The organism is Nocardia sp. NPDC019395, assembly GCF_040632335.1.
Classification (GTDB): domain Bacteria; phylum Actinomycetota; class Actinomycetes; order Mycobacteriales; family Mycobacteriaceae; genus Nocardia.
This window is the reverse complement of record NZ_JBEYBT010000001.1, coordinates 308,528-329,080: the sequence shown is the minus strand read 5'-3', so window position 1 is coordinate 329,080 and position 20,553 is coordinate 308,528. Positions and strand designations below refer to the sequence as shown.

Annotated in this window: 17 protein-coding genes; 11 read left to right on the top strand and 6 right to left on the bottom strand. The window is 67.6% G+C overall.

The window, feature by feature from the left end:
* Positions 1 to 2 precede the first annotated feature (2 nt).
* Together sufB and ABZ827_RS01510 are read right to left on the bottom strand one after the other, a co-directional pair.
* The gene (sufB, locus tag ABZ827_RS01515; RefSeq protein ID WP_357231201.1) at positions 3 to 1,439 is read right to left on the bottom strand and encodes a Fe-S cluster assembly protein SufB; all 1,437 of its coding nucleotides are present in this window, start codon (positions 1,437 to 1,439) and stop codon (positions 3 to 5) included.
* Positions 1,436 to 2,365 carry a metalloregulator ArsR/SmtB family transcription factor gene (locus ABZ827_RS01510; protein ID WP_357231198.1) on the bottom strand — a complete coding sequence of 310 codons (930 nt, stop codon included), beginning with the start codon at positions 2,363 to 2,365 and terminating at the stop codon, positions 1,436 to 1,438. Before ABZ827_RS01510 ends, sufB begins: the two co-directional genes overlap by 4 nt.
* 448 nt (positions 2,366 to 2,813) lie before the next feature.
* Between ABZ827_RS01510 and mptB the strand changes: the two genes are divergently transcribed.
* The 4 genes from mptB to ABZ827_RS01490 all read left to right on the top strand — a co-directional run bounded on the left by mptB (position 2,814) and on the right by ABZ827_RS01490 (position 7,348).
* Positions 2,814 to 4,472 (top strand): polyprenol phosphomannose-dependent alpha 1,6 mannosyltransferase MptB, encoded by a 1,659-nt coding sequence (gene mptB, locus ABZ827_RS01505; protein ID WP_357234360.1) that lies wholly within the window; start codon positions 2,814 to 2,816, stop codon positions 4,470 to 4,472.
* The gene (locus tag ABZ827_RS01500) at positions 4,469 to 5,401 is read left to right on the top strand and encodes an ABC transporter ATP-binding protein (protein ID WP_357231195.1); all 933 of its coding nucleotides are present in this window, start codon (positions 4,469 to 4,471) and stop codon (positions 5,399 to 5,401) included. Before mptB ends, ABZ827_RS01500 begins: the two co-directional genes overlap by 4 nt.
* Positions 5,402 to 5,456: 55 nt before the next feature.
* Positions 5,457 to 6,248, top strand: a complete 792-nt coding sequence (locus ABZ827_RS01495) for an ABC transporter permease (protein WP_357231192.1) — start codon at positions 5,457 to 5,459, stop codon at positions 6,246 to 6,248.
* Positions 6,249 to 6,373: 125 nt separating this feature from the next.
* On the top strand, positions 6,374 to 7,348 hold the full coding sequence (locus ABZ827_RS01490; RefSeq protein ID WP_357231189.1) for a heme A synthase: 975 nt from the start codon (positions 6,374 to 6,376) through the stop codon (positions 7,346 to 7,348).
* 158 nt (positions 7,349 to 7,506) lie between these two features.
* Here ABZ827_RS01490 and ABZ827_RS01485 read toward each other — a convergent pair whose 3' ends face one another.
* Positions 7,507 to 8,760, bottom strand: a complete 1,254-nt coding sequence (locus ABZ827_RS01485; RefSeq protein WP_357231186.1) for a helix-turn-helix domain-containing protein — start codon at positions 8,758 to 8,760, stop codon at positions 7,507 to 7,509.
* Between the two features lie 155 nt (positions 8,761 to 8,915).
* On the bottom strand, positions 8,916 to 9,266 hold the full coding sequence (locus ABZ827_RS01480; protein WP_357231183.1) for a hypothetical protein: 351 nt from the start codon (positions 9,264 to 9,266) through the stop codon (positions 8,916 to 8,918).
* 126 nt (positions 9,267 to 9,392) lie between these two features.
* Here ABZ827_RS01480 and ABZ827_RS01475 point away from each other — a divergent pair, with 126 nt between their 5' ends.
* On the top strand, positions 9,393 to 10,358 hold the full coding sequence (locus ABZ827_RS01475) for a quinone oxidoreductase (RefSeq protein WP_357231180.1): 966 nt from the start codon (positions 9,393 to 9,395) through the stop codon (positions 10,356 to 10,358).
* A gap of 21 nt (positions 10,359 to 10,379) precedes the next feature.
* Here the strand turns inward: ABZ827_RS01475 and ABZ827_RS01470 are convergent, their stop codons facing one another.
* Positions 10,380 to 10,982 carry a TetR/AcrR family transcriptional regulator gene (locus ABZ827_RS01470; protein ID WP_357231177.1) on the bottom strand — a complete coding sequence of 201 codons (603 nt, stop codon included), beginning with the start codon at positions 10,980 to 10,982 and terminating at the stop codon, positions 10,380 to 10,382.
* 100 nt (positions 10,983 to 11,082) lie between these two features.
* On the opposite strand from ABZ827_RS01470, the gene ABZ827_RS01465 reads away from it, so the two are divergent.
* Complete coding sequence (locus tag ABZ827_RS01465) at positions 11,083 to 12,510, top strand: FAD-dependent monooxygenase (protein ID WP_357231174.1); 1,428 nt, start codon at positions 11,083 to 11,085, stop codon at positions 12,508 to 12,510.
* A gap of 116 nt (positions 12,511 to 12,626) precedes the next feature.
* On the opposite strand, the gene ABZ827_RS01460 is transcribed toward ABZ827_RS01465, so the two are convergent.
* The gene (locus tag ABZ827_RS01460) at positions 12,627 to 13,616 is read right to left on the bottom strand and encodes a heme o synthase (RefSeq protein WP_357231171.1); all 990 of its coding nucleotides are present in this window, start codon (positions 13,614 to 13,616) and stop codon (positions 12,627 to 12,629) included.
* Positions 13,617 to 14,031: 415 nt separating this feature from the next.
* Here ABZ827_RS01460 and tkt point away from each other — a divergent pair, with 415 nt between their 5' ends.
* From tkt to pgl, 5 genes are read left to right on the top strand one after another with little or no spacing between them, the layout of a single operon-like run.
* Positions 14,032 to 16,173, top strand: a complete 2,142-nt coding sequence (tkt, locus tag ABZ827_RS01455) for a transketolase (RefSeq protein WP_357231167.1) — start codon at positions 14,032 to 14,034, stop codon at positions 16,171 to 16,173.
* Between the two features lie 6 nt (positions 16,174 to 16,179).
* Positions 16,180 to 17,313, top strand: a complete 1,134-nt coding sequence (tal, locus tag ABZ827_RS01450) for a transaldolase (RefSeq protein WP_357231164.1) — start codon at positions 16,180 to 16,182, stop codon at positions 17,311 to 17,313.
* Between the two features lie 32 nt (positions 17,314 to 17,345).
* Entirely contained in the window at positions 17,346 to 18,893 is a 1,548-nt protein-coding gene (zwf, locus tag ABZ827_RS01445; RefSeq protein ID WP_357231161.1) for a glucose-6-phosphate dehydrogenase, read from the top strand.
* Complete coding sequence (opcA, locus tag ABZ827_RS01440; protein ID WP_357231158.1) at positions 18,890 to 19,807, top strand: glucose-6-phosphate dehydrogenase assembly protein OpcA; 918 nt, start codon at positions 18,890 to 18,892, stop codon at positions 19,805 to 19,807. Before zwf ends, opcA begins: the two co-directional genes overlap by 4 nt.
* Positions 19,791 to 20,549, top strand: a complete 759-nt coding sequence (pgl, locus tag ABZ827_RS01435) for a 6-phosphogluconolactonase (protein WP_357231155.1) — start codon at positions 19,791 to 19,793, stop codon at positions 20,547 to 20,549. Before opcA ends, pgl begins: the two co-directional genes overlap by 17 nt.
* Positions 20,550 to 20,553: the final 4 nt, after the last annotated feature.

The window sequence follows — 20,553 nt, the reverse complement described above, 5'->3', positions numbered from 1 at the left end:
CACTAGCCGACCGCTCCTTCCATCTGCAGTTCGATCAGGCGGTTGAGTTCGAGCGCGTACTCCATCGGCAGTTCCTTGGCGATGGGCTCGATGAAACCGCGCACGACCATGGCCATCGCCTCGTCCTCGGTCATCCCGCGGCTCATGAGGTAGAACAGCTGATCCTCGGACACCTTCGACACTGTCGCCTCATGCCCCATCGTGACGTCGTCCTCGCGGATATCGACGTAGGGGTAGGTATCGGAGCGGCTGATCGTATCGACCAGCAGCGCATCACATTTCACCGTCGACTTCGAGCCGTGCGCGCCCTTGTTGATCTGCACCAGACCGCGGTAGGACGCACGGCCACCGCCGCGAGCCACCGACTTGGACACGATGCTCGACGAGGTGTACGGGGCCAGATGCACCATCTTGGAACCGGTGTCCTGGTGCTGTCCTTCGCCCGCGAACGCGACCGAGAGAACCTCGCCCTTCGCATGTTCACCGGTCATCCACACGGCCGGGTACTTCATCGTCACCTTGGAACCGATATTGCCGTCGATCCACTCCATGGTGGCGCCCGCCTCGGCCTTGGCCCGCTTGGTGACCAGGTTGTAGACGTTGTTGGACCAGTTCTGGATGGTGGTGTAGCGGCAGCGGCCGCCCTTCTTCACGATGATCTCGACCACGGCCGAATGCAGCGAATCGGATTTGTAGATCGGTGCGGTGCAGCCCTCGACGTAGTGCACATAGGCACCCTCGTCGACGATGATCAGGGTGCGCTCGAACTGGCCCATGTTCTCGGTGTTGATCCGGAAGTAGGCCTGCAGCGGAATATCGACGTGCACGCCCGGCGGAACGTAGATGAACGAGCCGCCCGACCACACCGCGGTGTTCAGCGCGGAGAACTTGTTGTCCCCGGCGGGGATGACCGAGCCGAAGTACTGGCGGAAGATCTCCGGGTGCTCTCGCAACGCCGTATCGGTGTCGAGGAAGATAACGCCCTGCTGTTCCAGATCCTCCCGGATCTGGTGGTAGACGACTTCGCTCTCGTACTGCGCGGCCACACCCGAGACCAAGCGCTGCTTCTCCGCCTCCGGGATACCCAGCTTGTCGTAGGTGTTCTTGATGTCCTCGGGCAGATCTTCCCAGCTCTCGGCCTGTTTCTCGGTCGAGCGCACGAAGTATTTGATGTTGTCGAAGTCGATCCCGTCGAGATTCGAACCCCAGTGCGGCATCGGCTTGCGATCGAAGATCCGCAGCGCCTTCAGACGGTTCTCCAGCATCCAGGACGGTTCGCTCTTCTTGTCCGAGATATCGCGAACGACCTCCTCGGACAGACCACGCTGCGCACTGGCACCCGCCACGTCCGAGTCGGCCCAGCCGTAGCCGTAGTTACCCAGTGAGGCGATGGCCTCCTCCTGGGTGAGCGATGGCACCTGTTCAGTGGTGGTCGTCATTCGGCGCTCCTTCCGGAGTCGTTCGTTGCGTCCGTTGCGGGCTGTGCAACGGCTGTTGGTGAAGCGTTGTGCTCCTGGCCGGCGGTCGCCGGGGTCGGCAGCACCGTGAGCGGTACGTGGGTGGTGCAGGCACAGTCACCGTTGGCGATGGTGGCCAGCCGTTGTACATGGGTTCCGAGTACTTCCCGGAACGCCTCGAGTTCGGCTTCGCACAGCTCGGGGAATTCCTCGGCCACATGCGAGACAGGGCAGTGATGCTGGCATATCTGTACGCCCGCGCCTACTTTGCGGGTACTCGCCGCGAAACCCGCGTCCGAGAGGGCCGTCGCGATCTCCTCGGCCTTGGCCGCCGTACCGGACCGGACAGCCGAGTCCGGCGCCTCGTCGCTGTCCGCGGGCAGCGACTCGATACCGTCGACCAGGCTGCGCGCCCGTTTGCGGGCGAATTCGGTAACCGCGGCTTCGCCACCGATCTCGCGCAATTGGCGGATGGCCGCACCGGCCAGATCGTCGTAGGTATGCCCGAGCATCCCGCGCCCGGCCGCCGTCAACTGGTACTGCTTGGCCGGCCGGCCGCGCCCCTTGTGCTGCCAGGGCGCCGAACGACCGGCCCGCGCCTGACCGGATTCGATCAGCGCGTCCAGATGCCGCCGCACGCCCGCGGGCGCCAGGCCCAGCGCATTGCCGATCGCGGTCGCGGTGATCGGCCCCTCCTCCAGGAGGAGCCGGACGATCGCGGCACGTGTGTGCCCCTCGGTGACAGGCACGCCGACGGACCCGGTACCGGCCCGGTGACCAGCCCTTTCCTCCGCATTCGGCAAACCCACAGTTTTCACAACATCAGTGTGGCGGAATTCGTTCCCGAAATCTAATAAGGGTGCCCTGACCAGGGGGTCCCGTACACCGCCGCATATCCGGCGGAACATCGGAAATCCCCTGCTCCACCGAGAAAGTCCCATCCATCCGGTCCAGCCGAAGTCGCACAGTGATCTGCTTCACTCCCCTGGTTCCGACCGTTCGCCGCCATCGATGTTTGCTGCGCGGCTGCACAGATCGGGGGGGCGGCCGCATACCGGGCCGAGTCAGCTGACCACGAGCCGGGCCGGATACTCGTCGCGACCGATACCGACCGGCAGAGTACCGGCGCCCGATCGATCGGACGCCGGTAGCTGGACGGTGCCCAGAACCGGATTCCGCCCGGTTCGGACGGCCCGCGGTACAGGAGCCGCGGGCCGGGACACGTCGACCCGGCACGCGATCTGCCACGGGCCGGAGGCCGCGGGCTACTCCGGCGAACTAGTGTCGTTGCCCGTGGCAGGACAGGCAGGCGCCCCGGGCGCATCGGCGGCGCTCGGACAGCGCGCGCTGAAACCGGTGCGGCGCGCCCTCGGACTGGACGTCCAAACCTCGGATCACACCATCGCGGCGCTGCACAGCGACGAATCGGAGGTCCCCGGGCTCGACCGCCGAGAACGCAGGCAACTGGACCGGATCCGGTTGATGGGCGCCACCGGCACCGTGCTGATGGCGATCAGCGCGCTGGGTATCGGTGCGCAGCCGGTACACCAGAACCCCACCTCCGGGATGCGGGTCCTGGGAATCTTCGCCCGGGCGCATACCGGGTCGCTGGCCATGTGCATGGTGGGCACGGTGACGGTCGTCCTTGCCTGGCTCCTGCTGGGCCGGTTCGCTGTCGGCGGTCTCGGCGGTTCGCCGCTGCACCGCCTCACCCGCCGCCAACTCGACCGCACGCTGCTGCTGTGGATCATCCCGCTGTGTGTCGCACCGCCGATGTTCAGCAACGATGTCTATTCGTATCTGGCGCAGAGCGAGATCGCTGCCCGCGGTATCGACCCCTACCTGGAGGGTCCCGTCGCGGGGCTGGGCATAGACAATGTGCTCACCAACAACGTGCCCAACATCTGGCGCGAAACCCCGGCCCCGTACGGACCGCTTTTCCTGTGGATAGGCCACGGGATCGCCCAGCTCACCGGCGAGAACATCCTGGCCGGTGTCTGGGTGCACCGGCTGCTCGCACTGGCCGGTGTCGCGCTGATCGTCTGGGCACTGCCGCGCCTGTCGGTGCGCTGCGGGGTGGCGCCGGTGAGCGCGCTGTGGCTGGGGGTGGCCAACCCGCTGGTGCTGTTCCACCTGATCGGCGGCGTCCACAACGATGCGCTGATGCTCGGCCTGATGCTGGCCGGGCTGGAATTCATGTTGCGAGCGATCCACGGTCTGCCCGGTGACGGTGGGCCACCGCCGCTGGACGGCCGCGGCTGGGCATTGCTGATCGGGGGTGCGGTCACCATCAGCCTGTCCTCGTCGGTCAAGGTCACCTCGATCATCGCGCTGGGGTTCGCGGGAATGGCCCTGGCACGGCGCTGGGGCCCGGGGTTCCGCCCGGTCCTCGCCGCCGCGGCGGTGCTCGGATTCATCGCGGCACTGACAACCCTGGCGATCAGCACCGCGAGCGGATTGGGTTTCGGCTGGCTGAACACGCTCAACACCGCGAACGCGGTACGCAGCTGGATGTCGTTGCCGACAGCACTGGGTATCGTCACCGGCTTCGGCGGCGTCCTGCTCGGCCTGGGCGATCACACCACGGCGCTGCTGAGCATCACCCGCCCCATCGCCGGGGTCGTCGCGGGATTCATCACGGTGCGGATGCTCATCGCCACCTGGACCGGACGGATGCACCCGGTGGGCGCGCTGGGCGTTTCGCTGGGCGCGATCGTCCTGCTGTTCCCGGTGGTCCAGCCCTGGTATCTGCTGTGGGCGATCGTCCCGCTGGCAGCCTGGGCCACCCGGCCGGTGTTCCGCGTTCCGGCCATAGGTATCTCCGCGGTGGTCAGCGTGATCCTGATGCCGCGCGGCGCCGACCTCGAGGTGTTCCAGATCGTGGGCTCGGCCGTCGCGACGGTGATCATCGCGGTACTGTTCATCGTGGTCACGCGAAACGCGTTGCCGTGGCGGGCGCTGCAGGGGGTGTCGGCCCCGTCACAGCCGGCCGGGGCATACGGTGTGACCTCGTGACCGCTACCCGTGTACCCGCCGTCCAGGTGGACCACGTCGCCAAACGCTACGGCGAAACTGTCGCGGTGGACGGTATCGGTTTCACCGTCGAACCGGCGCAGGTGTTCGCGCTGCTCGGGCCCAACGGAGCCGGTAAAACCACCACGGTGGAGATGTGCGAGGGTTTCGTGCGCCCGGACGCGGGCACTGTACGCGTCCTGGGACTCGATCCTCTCGCCGATTCCGAGCGGCTGCGACCACGGATCGGTGTGATGCTGCAGGGTGGCGGCGCGTATCCGGGGGCGCGCGCCGGCGAGATGCTCGACCTGGTCGCCTCGTATTCGGCGAATCCACTGGACCCCGATTGGCTGCTGGGTGTGCTGGGTCTGTCCGATAGTCGCCGCACCCCGTATCGCCGGTTGTCGGGAGGCCAGCAGCAGCGACTCTCGCTGGCCTGCGCCCTGGTCGGCCGGCCGGAGATCGTATTCCTCGACGAACCGACCGCGGGTATGGACGCGCAGGCCCGGATCATGGTGTGGGAGTTGATCGACGCGTTGCGCCGCGACGGGGTGAGTGTCCTGCTGACCACCCATCTGATGGACGAAGCCGAAGAACTGGCCGACCATCTGGTGATCATCGATCACGGGCGGATCGTCGCCTCCGGAACCCCCGCGGAAGTCACCGCGCACGGCGCGGCCGGTCAGCTGCGGTTCGCGGCGCCACCGCGCCTCGATCTGGATCTGTTGCAGCGGGCACTGCCGGAGGGGTTCGCCCCCACCGAGACCAGTCCGGGCTCCTATCTGGTCGAGGGTGAGATCAACCCGCAGGTACTGGCAACGGTGACGGCGTGGTGCGCCCGGGTGAACGTCCTCGCCACCGATATCCGCATCGATCAGCGCCGGCTGGAGGATGTTTTCCTGGAACTCACCGGACGGGATCTGCGCACATGATGCGAACCCTCCGCCTCCGCGAAGGGAATCAGTCAGGTCCGAAGGAGGCACCTCAGTGACCAAACCGGATCTCGCGGCCAACCGGTTCGAACCGGGCACGTTCGCCCCCCGCCCCCGGCCGGCGGCGCGTATCGCCATGCTGACGGCGCAGACCCGCCTCGATCTGGTGCTGCTGCTGCGCAACGGCGAACAGTTGCTGCTCACCATGTTCATTCCGATCACCCTGTTGATCGGGCTTGCTGTTCTGCCCTTCGGGGATATGGGTCCGGACAAGATCGACAAGATCGTGCCGGCGGTGATGATGGTGGCGGTGATGTCGACCGCGTTCACCGGGCAGGCGATCGCGATCGGGTTCGACCGCCGCTACGGCGCGCTCAAACGGCTCGGCGCGACGCCGCTGCCGCGCTGGGGAATCGTCGCGGGTAAGAGCGGTGCGGTGCTCCTGGTGGTGATCCTGCAGGCGGTCCTGCTCGGGTTGCTCGGGGTGGCGCTGGGCTGGCGGCCGACCCCGCTGGGACTCCTCCTCGGCGCTGTCCTGATCGCGCTGGGCACCGCTACCTTCGCGGCCATGGGCCTGCTGCTGGGCGGCACTCTCAAGGCCGAAGTAGTGCTGGCGCTCGCGAATATCCTCTGGTTCGTCATGCTCGGGATCGCCAGCGTGGTGTTCGCATCCGACGAACTACCCGCGGCCGTACACACGCTGGTACGGCTGGTGCCCTCGGGGGCACTGGCGGTCGCGCTGGAGCACGCGCTCAACGGCGGGGTCGACTGGCTGAGTATCGGGGCACTGATCGTCTGGGGCACCGGAGCCGGCCTGCTGGCCGCCCGCTGGTTCCGCTTCGAATAGCGGATTGGATATACGACGAAACCGGTCGCATCGGCCACAGACCAGTCCTGCGGCCCCAAGGGTCGCACGACAACTTGTAGTAGTCCGGCTGCGGCCGCTTCCGACCTGCCCGCTACCATCGTGACGTGCTCTATCGCGCATTCCTGCGACTCGTGGATCGGCTTCCCTTGCCGTCCCGGCGCGTCCAGCTGCTGATCGCCCTCCTGGTCCTCGGCTCCCAGGCCGGGATCGCGGTGACGGGTGCGATCGTCCGGGTCACCGCCTCCGGGCTCGGCTGCCCCACCTGGCCGCAGTGCTTCCCTGGCAGTTTCACCCCGGTCGGGGTTTCGGAGGTACCGGGAATCCATCAGGCGGTGGAGTTCGGCAACCGGACGCTGACCTTCGCGGTGACCCTCTGCGCCGCCCTCATCGTTCTCGCCGTCACCCGGGCCCGGCGGCGCCGCGAGGTGCTGATCTACGCCTGGCTGATGCCCGCGGGCACGGTCCTGCAGGCGATCCTCGGCGGTATCACCGTGCTGTCCGGACTGCTGTGGTGGACCGTCGCCCTGCATCTGCTTGCCTCGATGCTCATGGTGTGGGTGGCCGCCGTCATGTACGCGAAGGTTGCCGCACCCGACGACGGGGTGGATACCGTCCGGGCTCCGGCGCCGCTGCGCTGGCTCACCGCGCTCAGTGCCGTGGCACTGGCCGGAGTACTCGTCGCGGGCACACTGGTCACCGCGGCCGGACCGCACGCGGGTGATAAGAGCATCGACCGTCCGGTGGCCCGGCTCGAGGTGGAGATCGTCACTCTGGTGCATCTGCATTCGCAGCTGCTCGTCGGCTATCTGGCGCTGCTGATCGGCCTGGCGTTCGGCCTGTTCGCCACCGGTATCAGCAAACCGGTACGGGACCGCTTGTTCGTCCTGATCGGCCTGGTCCTCGCACAATCCCTGGTCGGGGTCGTCCAATACTTCACCGACGTACCCGCCGCATTGGTCGCGATCCATGTGGGCGGTGCGGCGCTGTGCACTGCCGCGACAGCGACGCTGTGGGCCGCCCTGCACACCCGGGAACCGCTGCCGGTCACGATCGCGGAGCCGAAAACCCAGCCGGCTTGACCCGCGCCGCACTCCCGGCAGCCCTGGTCTCCGGGGCGGTCAGCGTACGAGTGTGTCCCACAGCTGCCGGAAACGAGCTGCGCGCATCCGGCGGTGCGGGCAGCTGATCGAGCCGGCGAAGCGGCGTTCGGACCGGATACCGAAGGGCTGCGCGGCGGTCAGCCGATCGCTTCGACCCTCCCGTTCCGGGGTGGGCCGGTCTGATAGCTCCGGGCGACCAGGGCCGACGTGAGGTACCACAGCCCGGTCGGTATCGCCGGATCGAAGCCGGTGAGCAGCCGGACCCGTTTCAGCCGGTAGTCGAGCGTATTGGTGTGCATATGCATGAGCCGGGCCGTGCGCTGGCGGTTGAAGTTGTTGGCGATATGGCGGCGCAGGGTTTCCAGGAGTTCGGGATGTTCGTCCAGCGGATCGAGGATGGCGCTGAGATGTTCCCGGGCCGGACCCGGACGGGTGATCTGGAATTCCAGTGCGAGATCCGAGAACCGGTGCAGGCCACCGCCGTCGGTGATACGGGCCACGATATCCAGGAGTTCGTGGGCGCGATCGGTGGCATCGGGGATATCGGCGGTGGCCGCGGTGACCACGGTGGCGGTCACCGCGACCTGCGCGGCCTGCGACAGCCGGGCGATCAGCTCGTCGAGCGCTCCGTCCGGGAAAGTGTGCGCCGGCAACAGTATGGTGCCGCCGTCGATACTGAGCAGCGACAGCGCCCGTTCCCCGCAACTGCGGGCCAGTTCGGCCTGTACCCGGCGTAGTTTGCGCCGCGCGACGATCCGGCCGTCGACGCGTGGCGCGGATTCGTCCGGATGCGGCGGCAGCGCCAGCGCCAGGACCTGATAGGACTCCGCGATCTCGATCCCGCATTCCCGGGCCATGGTCGCGGCGCTGTGCCCACCGAGCAGCGCGGAGGTCAAGGTGTGGACGGCGGTGTGGTGTTCGGAGACCACGCCCCGGTATTCGCTCACATAGGCCAGGGCGACTTCCGAGGTGATCGTGTCCAGGATCTCCAGCATCCGGCGCGCGGTGGCGACCAGTGATGCCTGATCGGCCGGACCTGCGGTGGACATGATGTGATCGAAACCGAGTTTGAATCCCTCGTGGATGGCGTGATTGATGGTGTCGATCGGAATACCCTCGCGTGCCCATTCGGCCGCGGCCTCGCGCACCTGCTGGATCTCCTGCGGGAGCTCGCGGCCGTCCAGGCGGCTGAGGGTGAGTTCCAGGCACAGGCGGGTCACCGCGGTGACATCGCCCTGCAGCGCGTCACCGGGCAGTGTTCCGCACGGCGCCACGTTCTCGACGAAATGTCCGACCATCTGACGTGAGAGGGACGAAACATCGCGTAGATGGTTCGAAATCGGACGGCCGGACACCGTAAGTCGGGAACGGGTCGGACTACTGACCGTCATATCGGCTCCTTCTACCCCCGGGCTGACGCTCGAAGCCCTAACCGTAGCGCGAAGCGGTTACTCGCCAGTAGGTTTTGTTCGGGAAACTGTTGGCGCTACCTGAAACCCGGGCCCGCGTCCTGTGAGCACCCACAGGTCACACACCCGGAAACAGCTCAGTTCTCGTTACGAGCCCGGGGAAAACGGGTCTGCCCCGCGACCCAGCCCGCCATCTTCGCCCAGTGCCCGGTACGCGGGGTGGTCTTGGCCACCAGTTCCCGCCCCCAGCCTTCTGCGGCGGTCAACCCGTCCACCGCATCGACCACGGCCCGCGCGGTGGCGAGATCGGCCACCATCCGGTCACCCAGTACACCGTCGGCCCCGACCAGCGTGATCCGGACACCCCGGCGCCCCACCGGCTGCAATACGGCCTCGGCCGAACCGCCGTGCGCGGCGACGAACTTGCGCACCGATCCGACGGACTCCTTCGGCGCGCGGACGGTGACGGTAGCGGTTTCTGCACTCATGCCCCGGAGTTTACCGGCGAGTAGGACCGCCTCACCGGGACCACCCGCCCGCCCGGCGGCAGCCGTCGGCGGCGAAACCACCGAACCCGTGTACCACCCACCCGGGTGCCCGTGTAGAACTGGACCATGCGCGCCATCCAGGTAGACCGGCACGGTGGTCCGGAGGTACTGGCTCTCGCCGAGGTTGCCGACCCGCGACCCGGATCGAACCAACTATCGGTCGAGGTCGACGCCATCGGTGTCAATTTCATCGACACCTACTTCCGCACCGGCACCTATCCGCGGCCGGTGCCCTACATCCCGGGCTCCGAGGGCACCGGCGTGGTGTCCGAAATCGGTTCGGAGGTCACCGAATTCGCCGTCGGCGACCGCGTGGCCTGGGCCGCCGGCCCGAACAGTTACGCACCGCGCACCGTGGTCGACGAGGCGGTCGCGGTGGCCGTACCCGAGGGGATCGATCCGCCGGTCGCCGCCTCGTCGCTGTTGCAGGGGATAACGGCCCACTATCTGATCGAATCGGTCTACCGGCCGGAACCGGGTGAGACAGTCCTGGTGCACGCGGGCGCGGGCGGAGTCGGCCTGCTGCTCACTCAGTTGGCCGCCGCTCGCGATATCCGGGTGATCAGCACAGTCTCCTCGGACGAGAAAGAGACCCTGTCCCGCGGCGCCGGGGCCTGGGAAGTACTGCGCTACGGTGACGATCTCGCCGACCGGGTGCGCGAACTGACCGGCGGGACCGGGGTGGCCGCGGCCTACGACGGTGTGGGCGCGGCGACCTTCGACGCCAGCCTCGCCAGCCTGCGTGTCCGCGGGATGCTGGCTTTGTTCGGCGCGGCCAGCGGCCCCGTCCCACCCGTCGATCTGCAACGGTTGAATGCCGCGGGATCGGTGTTCGTCACCCGCCCCAATATCGCCCACTACACGCGCGATCGCGCCGAACTGGATTGGCGTGCGGGCGATATCTTCGAGGCGGTCGCCGACGGTTCCCTCACGGTTCGGATCGGCGCCACCTATCCGCTCGCCGATGCCGCACAGGCCCATCGCGATCTGGAGAGCCGCAAGACGACCGGGTCGATCGTCCTGCTGCCGTGAAGCCTGCGGCCGGGCACGATTTCAGTAATCGCGCCCGGTCAGCCCCCGATAGACGAAACGCGTCAATCCCTCGACGGCCTCGGCGTCGGATAGTTCCACCGTGCCCTCCTCGACCGCGGTGAAAAGCGCCTGAGCGAGGAGGAAGATCATCGCCAGGCTCGCGTCGGCGGTACTTGGCAGGCGCATACCGTTCGCCACCAGCCCGTCCAGATGGTCGGCGATATCGAGGCGCTGCTCGGTGCCGAATCGTGCCAACTCGTGGCCGAACTCCTCGTTGACCAGGGCGGCCTGATTCATCGCCCGCAGGACGACGGCATGATCCCGGGCGAAGTGCCAGTACGCCGCGATGTGGTAGCGCACCGCGTCCGGATCGCTGAAATCCGGATTGTGCCCGGCTTGTCCGGCCTGTTCGTCGCCCGCCGCACCGAGGTCGGTCAGCAGCGCCCGCAACAAGTCCTCTTTGCCCGCGAAGTGGTTGTAGAACGATCCCGCCGCCCGCCCCGCGGCGGCCGTGATGTCGGTGATCTTGGTATTCAGATAGCCGCGCTCCGCGAAAACCTGCCGCGCGGCTGTCTTGAGCGCCTGTTCGGTTTCTTCCGCACGCTCACGACGACTCGATCCCACACCACACCTCCTTGACACCGCAACCTATCAAGCCGAATAATGAATCTACATTCAGTGAATCAATATTCAGTCGAGCGTTTCCGCTCGGTCAGGAGTTTCCGTGTCCTCTCCCGTCCTCATCGCCGGAGCCGGCCCCGCCGGGCTCACCCTCGCCATCGATCTGGCCCGCCGGAACATCGATGTGCGCATCATCGATCGGGCCACCGAGTTCGCCGTCGGTTCGCGCGGCGACGGTATCCAGCCCCGCACCCTCGAGGTGTTCGACGATCTCGGAGTTCTCACCGCGGTGCACGCCGCCGGGGCACCACCGGCAGTGATCAGGGCCTACATCGGTGGACAGATGGCCGGTGAACACCGGATGGGGGAAACCGCCGAGCCGAGCCCGACCGTGCCCTATCCGAATCCGTGGTTCCTGGGCCAGGCACAGACCGAGGCGATCCTGCGCGAGCGGCTGGCCGGGCTCGGAGTCCGGGTCGAGCTGGGCACCGCGCTGGAATCGCTCGATCAGGACACCGACGGAGTCACCGCGCGGCTTTCGGGTCCACACGGGGCCGAGACAGTCCGCACGCCGTATCTCGTCGGCGCCGACGGCGGATCCAGCACGGTCCGCAAAGCCCTCGGAATCGCTTTCACGGGTACGACCGACGATTCGTTCCGGATGCTGCTCGGCGATATCCGCGCCGATGAACTGGACCACGCCTTCGGCTATTGGTTCGCCACCGCCGAGAACCCCATGGACGGGCTCGCTCTCTCCCCACTGCCGGGCGGTAGTCACTTCCAGTTCGCGGCGCCGCTACCGGGCGATACCGAAGCTACGCTCGCGAGCCTGCAGAGCCATCTGAACCGCCTGGCCGGCGATATGAAGATCACCCTGTCCGATCTCACCTGGGCCACCGTGTGGCGGCCCAACATCCGGCTGGCCGAACGTTTCCGCGTGGGACGTGCTCTGCTGATCGGCGATGCCGCCCATGTGCACCCGCCGACCGGCGGTCAGGGGATGAACACCGGTATCCAGGATGCCTACAACCTGGGTTGGAAGCTCGCGGCAGCACTGGCCGGGGACGATCGGCCGCTCGCCGGCTACGAACCGGAACGACGGGCCGTGGCGGCGCGGGTGCTCGGTATCAGTACCGAACTGCTCGGCAAACTGACCGACGGCGCCGAGGACGCGATGAAACGCGGAGAGGAGACCAGGCAGCTCGATATCACCTACCGCGATCCCGGCGACACCCGCCGCATCGCGCCCGGTGACCGCGCGCCGGACGCCCCGCTGAAAGATGCCGAAGGCCGGCCGGTGCGCCTGTTCGACCTCTTCCGGGGCCCGCACGCGACGCTGTTGTGTTTCGGGGCCGCGGATGATCTGCCCCCGGTTCCGGATACCCGGGTCGTCACGGTGGTCCGCCCGGGAGCACCGGTTTCCCAGGGAGCCTTTATCGATGTAGACGGCCATGCCCACACCGCGTACGACGCTATCGACGGAACCCGCATCCTGGTGCGGCCGGACGGTTACCTCGGCACAGCTCCCTGAGCCCGCGCCCGATATCCTCCGCACCCGCGGAGGGTCCGGCCCACCGTCACGGATCGGCCGGTCGAAGCGCGCAGGAGTGCGTGAGCCACACCCGGGTGGCCGGTCGCCGGGTGCCGTCAGCCGAAGAAAACGTCCCCGAGGGTGGTCCAGCCGAGGACCGAATCCACGGCCAGACCGCAGAACACCACGGCGAGATAGTTATTGGACTGCAGGAACAGGCGCAGCGGCTTCACCGATTCACCGCGCCGCACACCTGCATAGAGCTGATGTGCCATGAGCAGGAACCAGGCCCCCGCGACCAGCGCGACCGCCGCGTAGATCACCCCGGTAGCCGGGACCAGCGCCAGGGTGGTCAGCACCGTCAGCCAGGTGTAGACGACGATCTGCTTGGTCACCGCCTGTTCGGTGGCGACGACCGGCAGCATCGGTACCCCGGCCGCGCGGTAGTCCTCCTTGTACCGCATCGCCAGCGCCCAGGTATGCGGCGGTGTCCAGAAGAAGATCACGCCGAACAGGGCCAGCGCCGGCCAGCCGATATCGCCCGTCACCGCGGACCATCCGACGAGCGCCGGCATACATCCCGCGGCGCCGCCCCAGACGACGTTCTGGGAGGTGCGCCGTTTCAGGCCGAGGGTATAGACGAAAACGTAGAACAGGATGGTGGCGACCACGAGCAGGCCGCTGAGCAGGTTGGCCTGCCACCACAACCAGGCGAACGACCCGAGCCCCAGGGCAACGCCGAACACGAACGCATGCGAGGTGGGGACGGCGTCGCGGGCCAGCGGGCGTTTGGCGGTCCGCTTCATCACCTTGTCGATATCGGCGTCGGCCACACAGTTCAGCGTGTTCGCGCTCGCCGCGCCCATCCAGCCACCGAACAGGGTGGCCAGGATGAGCCGGATATCGACTTCCCCGCGATCGGCGAGCAGCATGGTGGGAATGGTCGCCACCAGCAGCAGTTCGATCACGCGGGGTTTGGTCAGCGCGATATAGGCCAGCGGACGGCGGGCGACCCGGGCGAGCTTCTCGCTGCCGAGGACGCGGTCCGCGGGTGCCGGCGCGGAATCGTGGGCGCCGCCGACCCCCGTGTCATGACCGATCCGCACTGTCTCTCCTCGCACACTGTCGACGGACGCAGCCGGACACCGGTCGCCCGCAGCCGTACCGGCCGGAGCGGAGCCGGAGGCCGCTGCGCATCGCATCCGGTTCGCGGGCGAGCAGCGCGCGGCTGCGACGCGGCTACTACTACAGACGATGGTAGACCCACGGCCGGTATGCCCTGCCGCTCGCCCCTGCGACCCCACCCGTACCGCGGGTCGCACCGGCCCCGGGCATTGCCTCGCGACCCCCGCGCCGGCACCGCGCGGAACCGACGCGTCCGGGTTGTCCGGGGGCCGTGCGCGGGGGCGGCCCGGCGCATCTAGGGTAGGGGGTGTATGCGGCGCCGTAGTCACCGCGCCGGTTCGCCACCACCCGCCCGCCCCTTTTCGATGCCTCGAAAATGTCAGGAGAAACACGGTCGTGTCAGTGACAGACGACATCCGCGCCCTCACCCAGCCGAACCTCCCCGCCGACTGGACGGATCTGGACACAAAGGCCGTCGATACGGTCCGCGTTCTAGCCGCCGACGCCGTCCAAGCCGCGGGCAACGGCCACCCGGGCACCGCGATGAGCCTGGCACCGCTGGCGTACACGCTGTTCCAGCGCACCATGCGGCACGACCCCGCCGATCCGGAATGGGTCGGTCGCGACCGGTTCGTGCTGTCCTGCGGACACTCCAGCCTGACCCTCTACATCCAGCTGTACCTGGCCGGTTTCGGTCTCGAACTCGATGATCTGCGCAACCTGCGCAAATGGGGTTCGCTGACCCCGGGGCACCCGGAGTACCGGCACACCAAGGGCGTCGAGATCACCACCGGCCCGCTGGGCCAGGGCCTGGCCTCCGCGGTGGGTATGGCGATGGCGGCGCGCCGCGAACGCGGCCTGTTCGATCCGGAAGCCGAGACCGGGACGAGCCCGTTCGACCATCACATCTACGTGATCGCCTCCGACGGCGATATGGAGGAAGGCGTCACCTCAGAGGCCTCCTCGATCGCCGGCACCCAGCAGCTGGGAAATCTGGTGGTGATCTACGACGACAACAAGATCTCCATCGAGGACGACACCACCATCGCCTTCACCGAGGACGTGGCGGCCCGCTACGCGGCCTACGGCTGGCATGTGCAGGTGGTGGAGGGCGGCGAGGATGTCGTCGCGATCGAGGCCGCGCTGGCGGCGGCCAAGGCCGAGACCGGTAAACCGTCGCTGGTCCTGCTGCGCACCATCATCGGCTATCCCGCGCCCGGCAAGATGAACACCGGAGCCGCACACGGCGCGGCCCTGGGCGCGGACGAAGTGGCCGGTACCAAGCGCGCCCTCGGATTCGATCCCGATCAGAGCTTCCAGGTCGACGACGATGTCATCGCGCATGCCCGCAAGGCCGCCGAGCGGGGCGCCCGGGCCCATGCCGAGTGGACCATCGAATTCGACGCCTGGGCGCAGCGTGTTCCCGCCGGCAAGGCCCTGTTCGACCGGCTGTTCAACGGTCAGCTCCCCGACGGCTGGGCCGACGGCCTGCCCACCTGGGAGCCGGATGCCAAAGGCCTGGCCACCCGGAAGGCTTCGGCCAAAGTACTCGGTGCCGTCGGTCCGGTGCTGCCGGAACTGTGGGGCGGTTCGGCCGATCTGGCCGAGTCCAACAACACCACCATCCCCGAATCGCTCAGCTTCGGCCCGGAAGAGATCTCGACCGGGATGTGGAAGGCCAATCCGTACGGCCGCACCCTGCACTTCGGCGTCCGTGAGCACGCGATGGGGTCGATCCTCAACGGCATCGCGCTGCACGGCCCCACCCGCCCCTACGGCGGCACCTTCCTGGTGTTCAGCGATTACATGCGGCCGGCGGTCCGGCTGGCCGCGCTCATGCGGGTCCCGGTGACCTACGTCTGGACCCACGATTCGATCGGTCTCGGCGAGGACGGCCCCACCCACCAGCCGATCGAGCATCTGGCCGCGCTGCGCGCCATCCCCGGCCTGTCGGTGGTGCGTCCCGGCGACGCCAACGAAACCGCCTACGCCTGGCGCACGGTGATCGAGAAGCACAGCGGTAAGCACAATTCGCCGTTCGTCTCCAGCGATGCCGTGGGCACCGGCGGCCCGGCCGCGCTCGCGCTGACCCGCCAGGACCTGCCGATCCAGGAGGGCACCAGCCTCGAGGGTGTCGCCAAGGGCGGTTACATCCTGGCCGAGGCCTCCACCGGCATACCGCAGGTGATTCTCATCGGCACGGGCTCCGAGCTCCAGCTCGCCGTGGCCGCGCGCACTACCCTGGAGGAGCAGGGCATCGGAACCCGGGTGGTCTCGATGCCGTGTGTGGAGTGGTTCGACGCGCAGGACAAGGCCTATCGCGACGAGGTGCTGCCCCCGGCAGTCGCCGCCCGGGTCGTGGTCGAAGCCGGAATCGCCATGCCGTGGTACCGGTTCACCGGCGACGCGGGCGAGATCGTGTCGATCGAGCATTTCGGCGCCTCGGCCGATTACAAGACCCTGTTCCGCGAGTTCGGCTTCACGCCGGAGGCTGTTGTGGCCGCGGCGCAGCGCACGCTCGACAACGTGAAGGGATAAGGGTTCATGGCACAGAACGAGAACGTCGCCGCCCTGGCCGCGGCCGGGGTTTCGGTGTGGCTGGATGATCTGTCACGCGACCGGATCAACTCCGGTAATCTCGCCGAGCTGATCGCCACCCGCGGGGTCGTCGGAGTCACCACCAACCCGACCATCTTCCAGGGCGCCCTCAGCAAGGGTCACGCCTACGACGAGCAGGTCCGCGAGCTGGCTGCCCGGGGCGCCGATACCGAAGCCGCGATCCGCACCATCACCACAGACGATGTCCGCGCGGCCTGCGATGTGCTGGCCCCGGTTTTCGAGCAGACCGGCGGTGTGGACGGACGGGTCTCCATCGAGGTCGACCCGCGGCTGGCATTCGACGCCGACAAGACCGTGGCGCAAGCGGTCGAGCTGTGGAAAATCGTCGACCGGCCCAACCTGTTCATCAAGATCCCGGCCACCGAGGCGGGCCTGCCCGCCATCACCGCGGTGATCGAGGAAGGTATCAGCGTCAACGTGACCCTGATCTTCTCGGTGGAGCGGTACCGCTCGGTGATGGGTGCCTACCTCGACGGGTTGCGCAAGGCCCGGGTCGCCGGACACGATCTGGCCAAGATCCATTCGGTGGCCTCGTTCTTCGTCTCCCGGGTGGACAGCGAGATCGATAAGCGGCTCGAGGCGATCGGCACTCCCGAGGCCCTGGCGCTGCGCGGTAAGGCGGGCGTGGCCAACGCCCGGCTGGCCTATGCCGAGTACGAGGATGTTTTCGGGGCCGGCGGCGGCCACGCCTCGACCTACAGTCATCTGGCGTCCGCCGGCGCGAACCGGCAGCGTCCGCTGTGGGCCTCGACCGGGGTGAAGAATCCCGACTACCCCGACACCCTCTACGTCACCGAACTCGTCGCACCGAATACGGTGAACACCCTCCCGGAGAAGACCCTCGAAGCCGTCGCCGACCACGGCGAGGTCCGCGGGGACGCCGTCTCGGGCACCGCCGCCGAGGCGGGACAGGTGTTCGAGCAATTGCGCGCGGCCGGTATCGATCTCGACGATGTCTTCGCCGTACTCGAACGCGAGGGCGTGGAGAAGTTCGAGAAGTCGTGGGAGGAACTGCTGGAGGCCACTACCGCCGAGCTCCAGTCAGCAGGAGGTAACTGACCCCGATGGCCGGCGCTCCGGAGAGCACACGAATGGCATCCGGCACCCCGTGGCGTAATCCGCTGCGGGACAGCCGCGACAAACGGATCCCCCGCATCGCGGGCCCGTGCAGCATGGTGATCTTCGGAGTCACCGGAGATCTCTCCCGGCGAAAGCTCATGCCGGCTATCTACGACCTGGCGAACCGGGGGCTGCTGCCCCCGGGTTTCGCCCTGGTCGGTTTCGCCCGGCGGGAAATGTCGGATCAGGACTTCGGCGAGATCGTGCACGAGGCCGTCCGGGCACATGCCCGGACCCCTTTCCGCCAGGAGGTCTGGGACCATCTGGCGGAAGGATTCCGGTTCGTCCAGGGCACATTCGAGGACGACGAAGCCTTCGCCCATCTCGCCGACACCCTGGCCCGGCTCGATACCGAACGCGGCACCGGTGGTAATCACGCCTTCTATCTGTCGATCCCGCCGAATACGTTCCCCGTCGTACTCGACCAGTTGCATCGGCACCGGCTCACTCGCCAGGATCCGGCCGAGGGGCCGGCGCCGTGGCGCCGGGTGGTGATCGAGAAACCGTTCGGCCACGATCTGGACAGCGCGCGCGAGCTCAACGCTCTGGTCAACCGGGTGTTCCCGGAGGAGACCGTATTCCGGATCGACCACTATCTCGGCAAGGAGACGGTGCAGAACATCCTGGCGCTGCGCTTCGCCAACCAGCTGTTCGACCCGATCTGGAACGCCAATTACGTCGACCACGTGCAGATCACCATGGCCGAGGATATCGGCCTGGGCGGGCGCGCCGGGTACTACGACGGTATCGGCGCCGCCCGCGACGTGATCCAGAACCATCTGCTGCAACTGCTCGCGCTCACCGCGATGGAGGAGCCGATCAGCTTCGAACCCCGGCAGCTGCAGATGGAGAAGATCAAGGTCCTCTCCGCCACCAAACTGGTGGAGCCCCTGGACGAGACCACCGCCCGCGGCCAGTACGCGGCGGGCTGGCAGGGCGGCCAGGAAGTGGTGGGTCTGCTGGACGAAGAAGGTTTCGATCCGCAGTCGCGGACCGAAACCTACGCCGCCCTGACTCTGGAGGTGGACACCCGGCGCTGGGCGGGCGTTCCCTTCTACCTGCGGACCGGTAAACGGCTGGGCCGGCGGGTCACCGAGATCGCCGTGGTGTTCAAACGCGCGCCCCACCTCCCCTTCGACCAGACCATGACCGAAGAACTCGGCGAGAACGCGCTGGTCATCCGGGTGCAGCCGGATGAGGGGATCACCATGCGGTTCGGGTCGAAGGTACCCGGATCGTCCATGGAAGTCCGTGACGTGAATATGGATTTCAGCTACGGCGAATCGTTCACCGAATCCTCGCCCGAAGCCTACGAACGACTCATCCTCGACGTTCTGCTCGGCGAACCCTCACTTTTCCCGGTCAATGCGGAGGTCGAATTGTCCTGGCGCATCCTGGATCCCGTACTGGCCCGGTGGGCCACGGACGGTAAACCCGAACAGTACGAAGCCGGGACCTGGGGCCCGGATTCGGCTGCCGAGATGCTGGCCCGCACCGGCCGGGAATGGCGGCGGCCGTGATCATCGATATCCCCGGCACCACCACCGCCGCCGTCACCAAACGTCTCGTGCAGCTGCGCGAGAGCAACGGTGTGATCACCATGGGCCGGGTGCTGACACTGGTGGTGTGCACCCTGGACAGTTCGGAGGCCGAGCAGGCCATCGACGCCGCGAACGACGCCAGCCGCGAACACCCCTGCCGGGTGGTGGTTCTCGCGCGCGGCGACCGGTCGGCCGACACCCGCCTGGACGCACAGATCCGGGTCGGCGGCGACGCCGGCGCGGCCGAGGTGATCGTGCTGCGGTTACAGGGTCAACTGGTGAATCACGAGAGCAGTGTGGTGATTCCGTTCCTGCTACCTGATACCCCGGTGGTCGCGTGGTGGCCGCGTGGCGCCCCGGAATTCCCGTCGAAGGATTCGGTGGGCCGCCTCGCGGCACGGCGCATCACCGATGCGACCTTCGCCCCCGACCCGCAGGCAACCATCAAGAAACGCCGCAACTCCTACGCCCCCGGTGATTCCGATCTGGCGTGGAGCCGGATCACCTACTGGCGGGCCCTGCTCGCCGCCGCCATGGACGGGCCCCCGTACGAACCGGTGGAATCGGTGACCGTCTCCGGTCTGCGCGAAGAACCGGCACTGGATATTCTCGCCGGCTGGCTCGCCGGGCGGCTCGGCTGCCCGGTCCACCGCAAGATCGGGGATCTGCGGGTGGAGCTGCACCGGCCGTCGGTAACGATCACCATCGCCCGCCCGCAGACCGGGGTCACCGCGACATTGACCCGCACCGGCGACCCCGACCAGCGCATCGCGCTGGCCCGCCGGGAAACACGTGACTGCCTGGCCGAGGAATTGCGTCGCCTGGACGCGGACGAGATCTACGCCGAAGCCCTGGCCGGAATCGAAAGGGTGAACTATGACCACCAGCAGTGACGCGACATTCCCCGCCGCCACCGTAGAAGTCCACCCCGACAGCGATGCCCTGACCACGGCCGCCGCCCGCCGTTTCGTCGACGTCCTGGTGGCAGCGCAGGCCGAACGCGGTTCGGCCTCGGTGGTGGTGACCGGCGGCGGTACCGGTATCGCGCTCCTCGAGAAGGTGCGCGACAACTCGGGTGATCTGGACTGGTCGAAGCTCGATGTTTTCTGGGGTGACGAACGTTTCGTCCCGGCGGGTGATCCCGAACGCAACGAACTGCAGGCACACCGGGCGCTGCTCGATCACGTCCCGGTGGACCCGGCCCGCATCCACACCGTCGCCACCTCGGACGGCGAGTATCCCGATCCGGTCGAGGCGGCCGCCGAGTACGCCACCGCCGTGCGCGCCCATATGACCACATACGGCGGTTTCGATCTGCATCTGCTCGGGATGGGCCCCGACGGCCATATCAATTCCCTGTTCCCCGGTCACGCCGATTCGATCGGTGAACAGCACGAACCGGCCGTCGCGGTCACCGATTCCCCGAAACCGCCCCCGGTGCGGGTGACCCTCACCTATCCCGCGATCCGGCGGTCCCGGCATGTGGTCCTGGTGGTCTCCGGTGCGGGTAAAGCCGAACCTGCGGCTGCCGCGCTGGGCGGCGCCGATCCGCTCGAGATCCCGGCCGCCGGTGCGCGCGGCGCGGAATCCACCACCTGGCTATTGGATCAGGACGCCGCCGCCCGCCTGCACTGAGCGG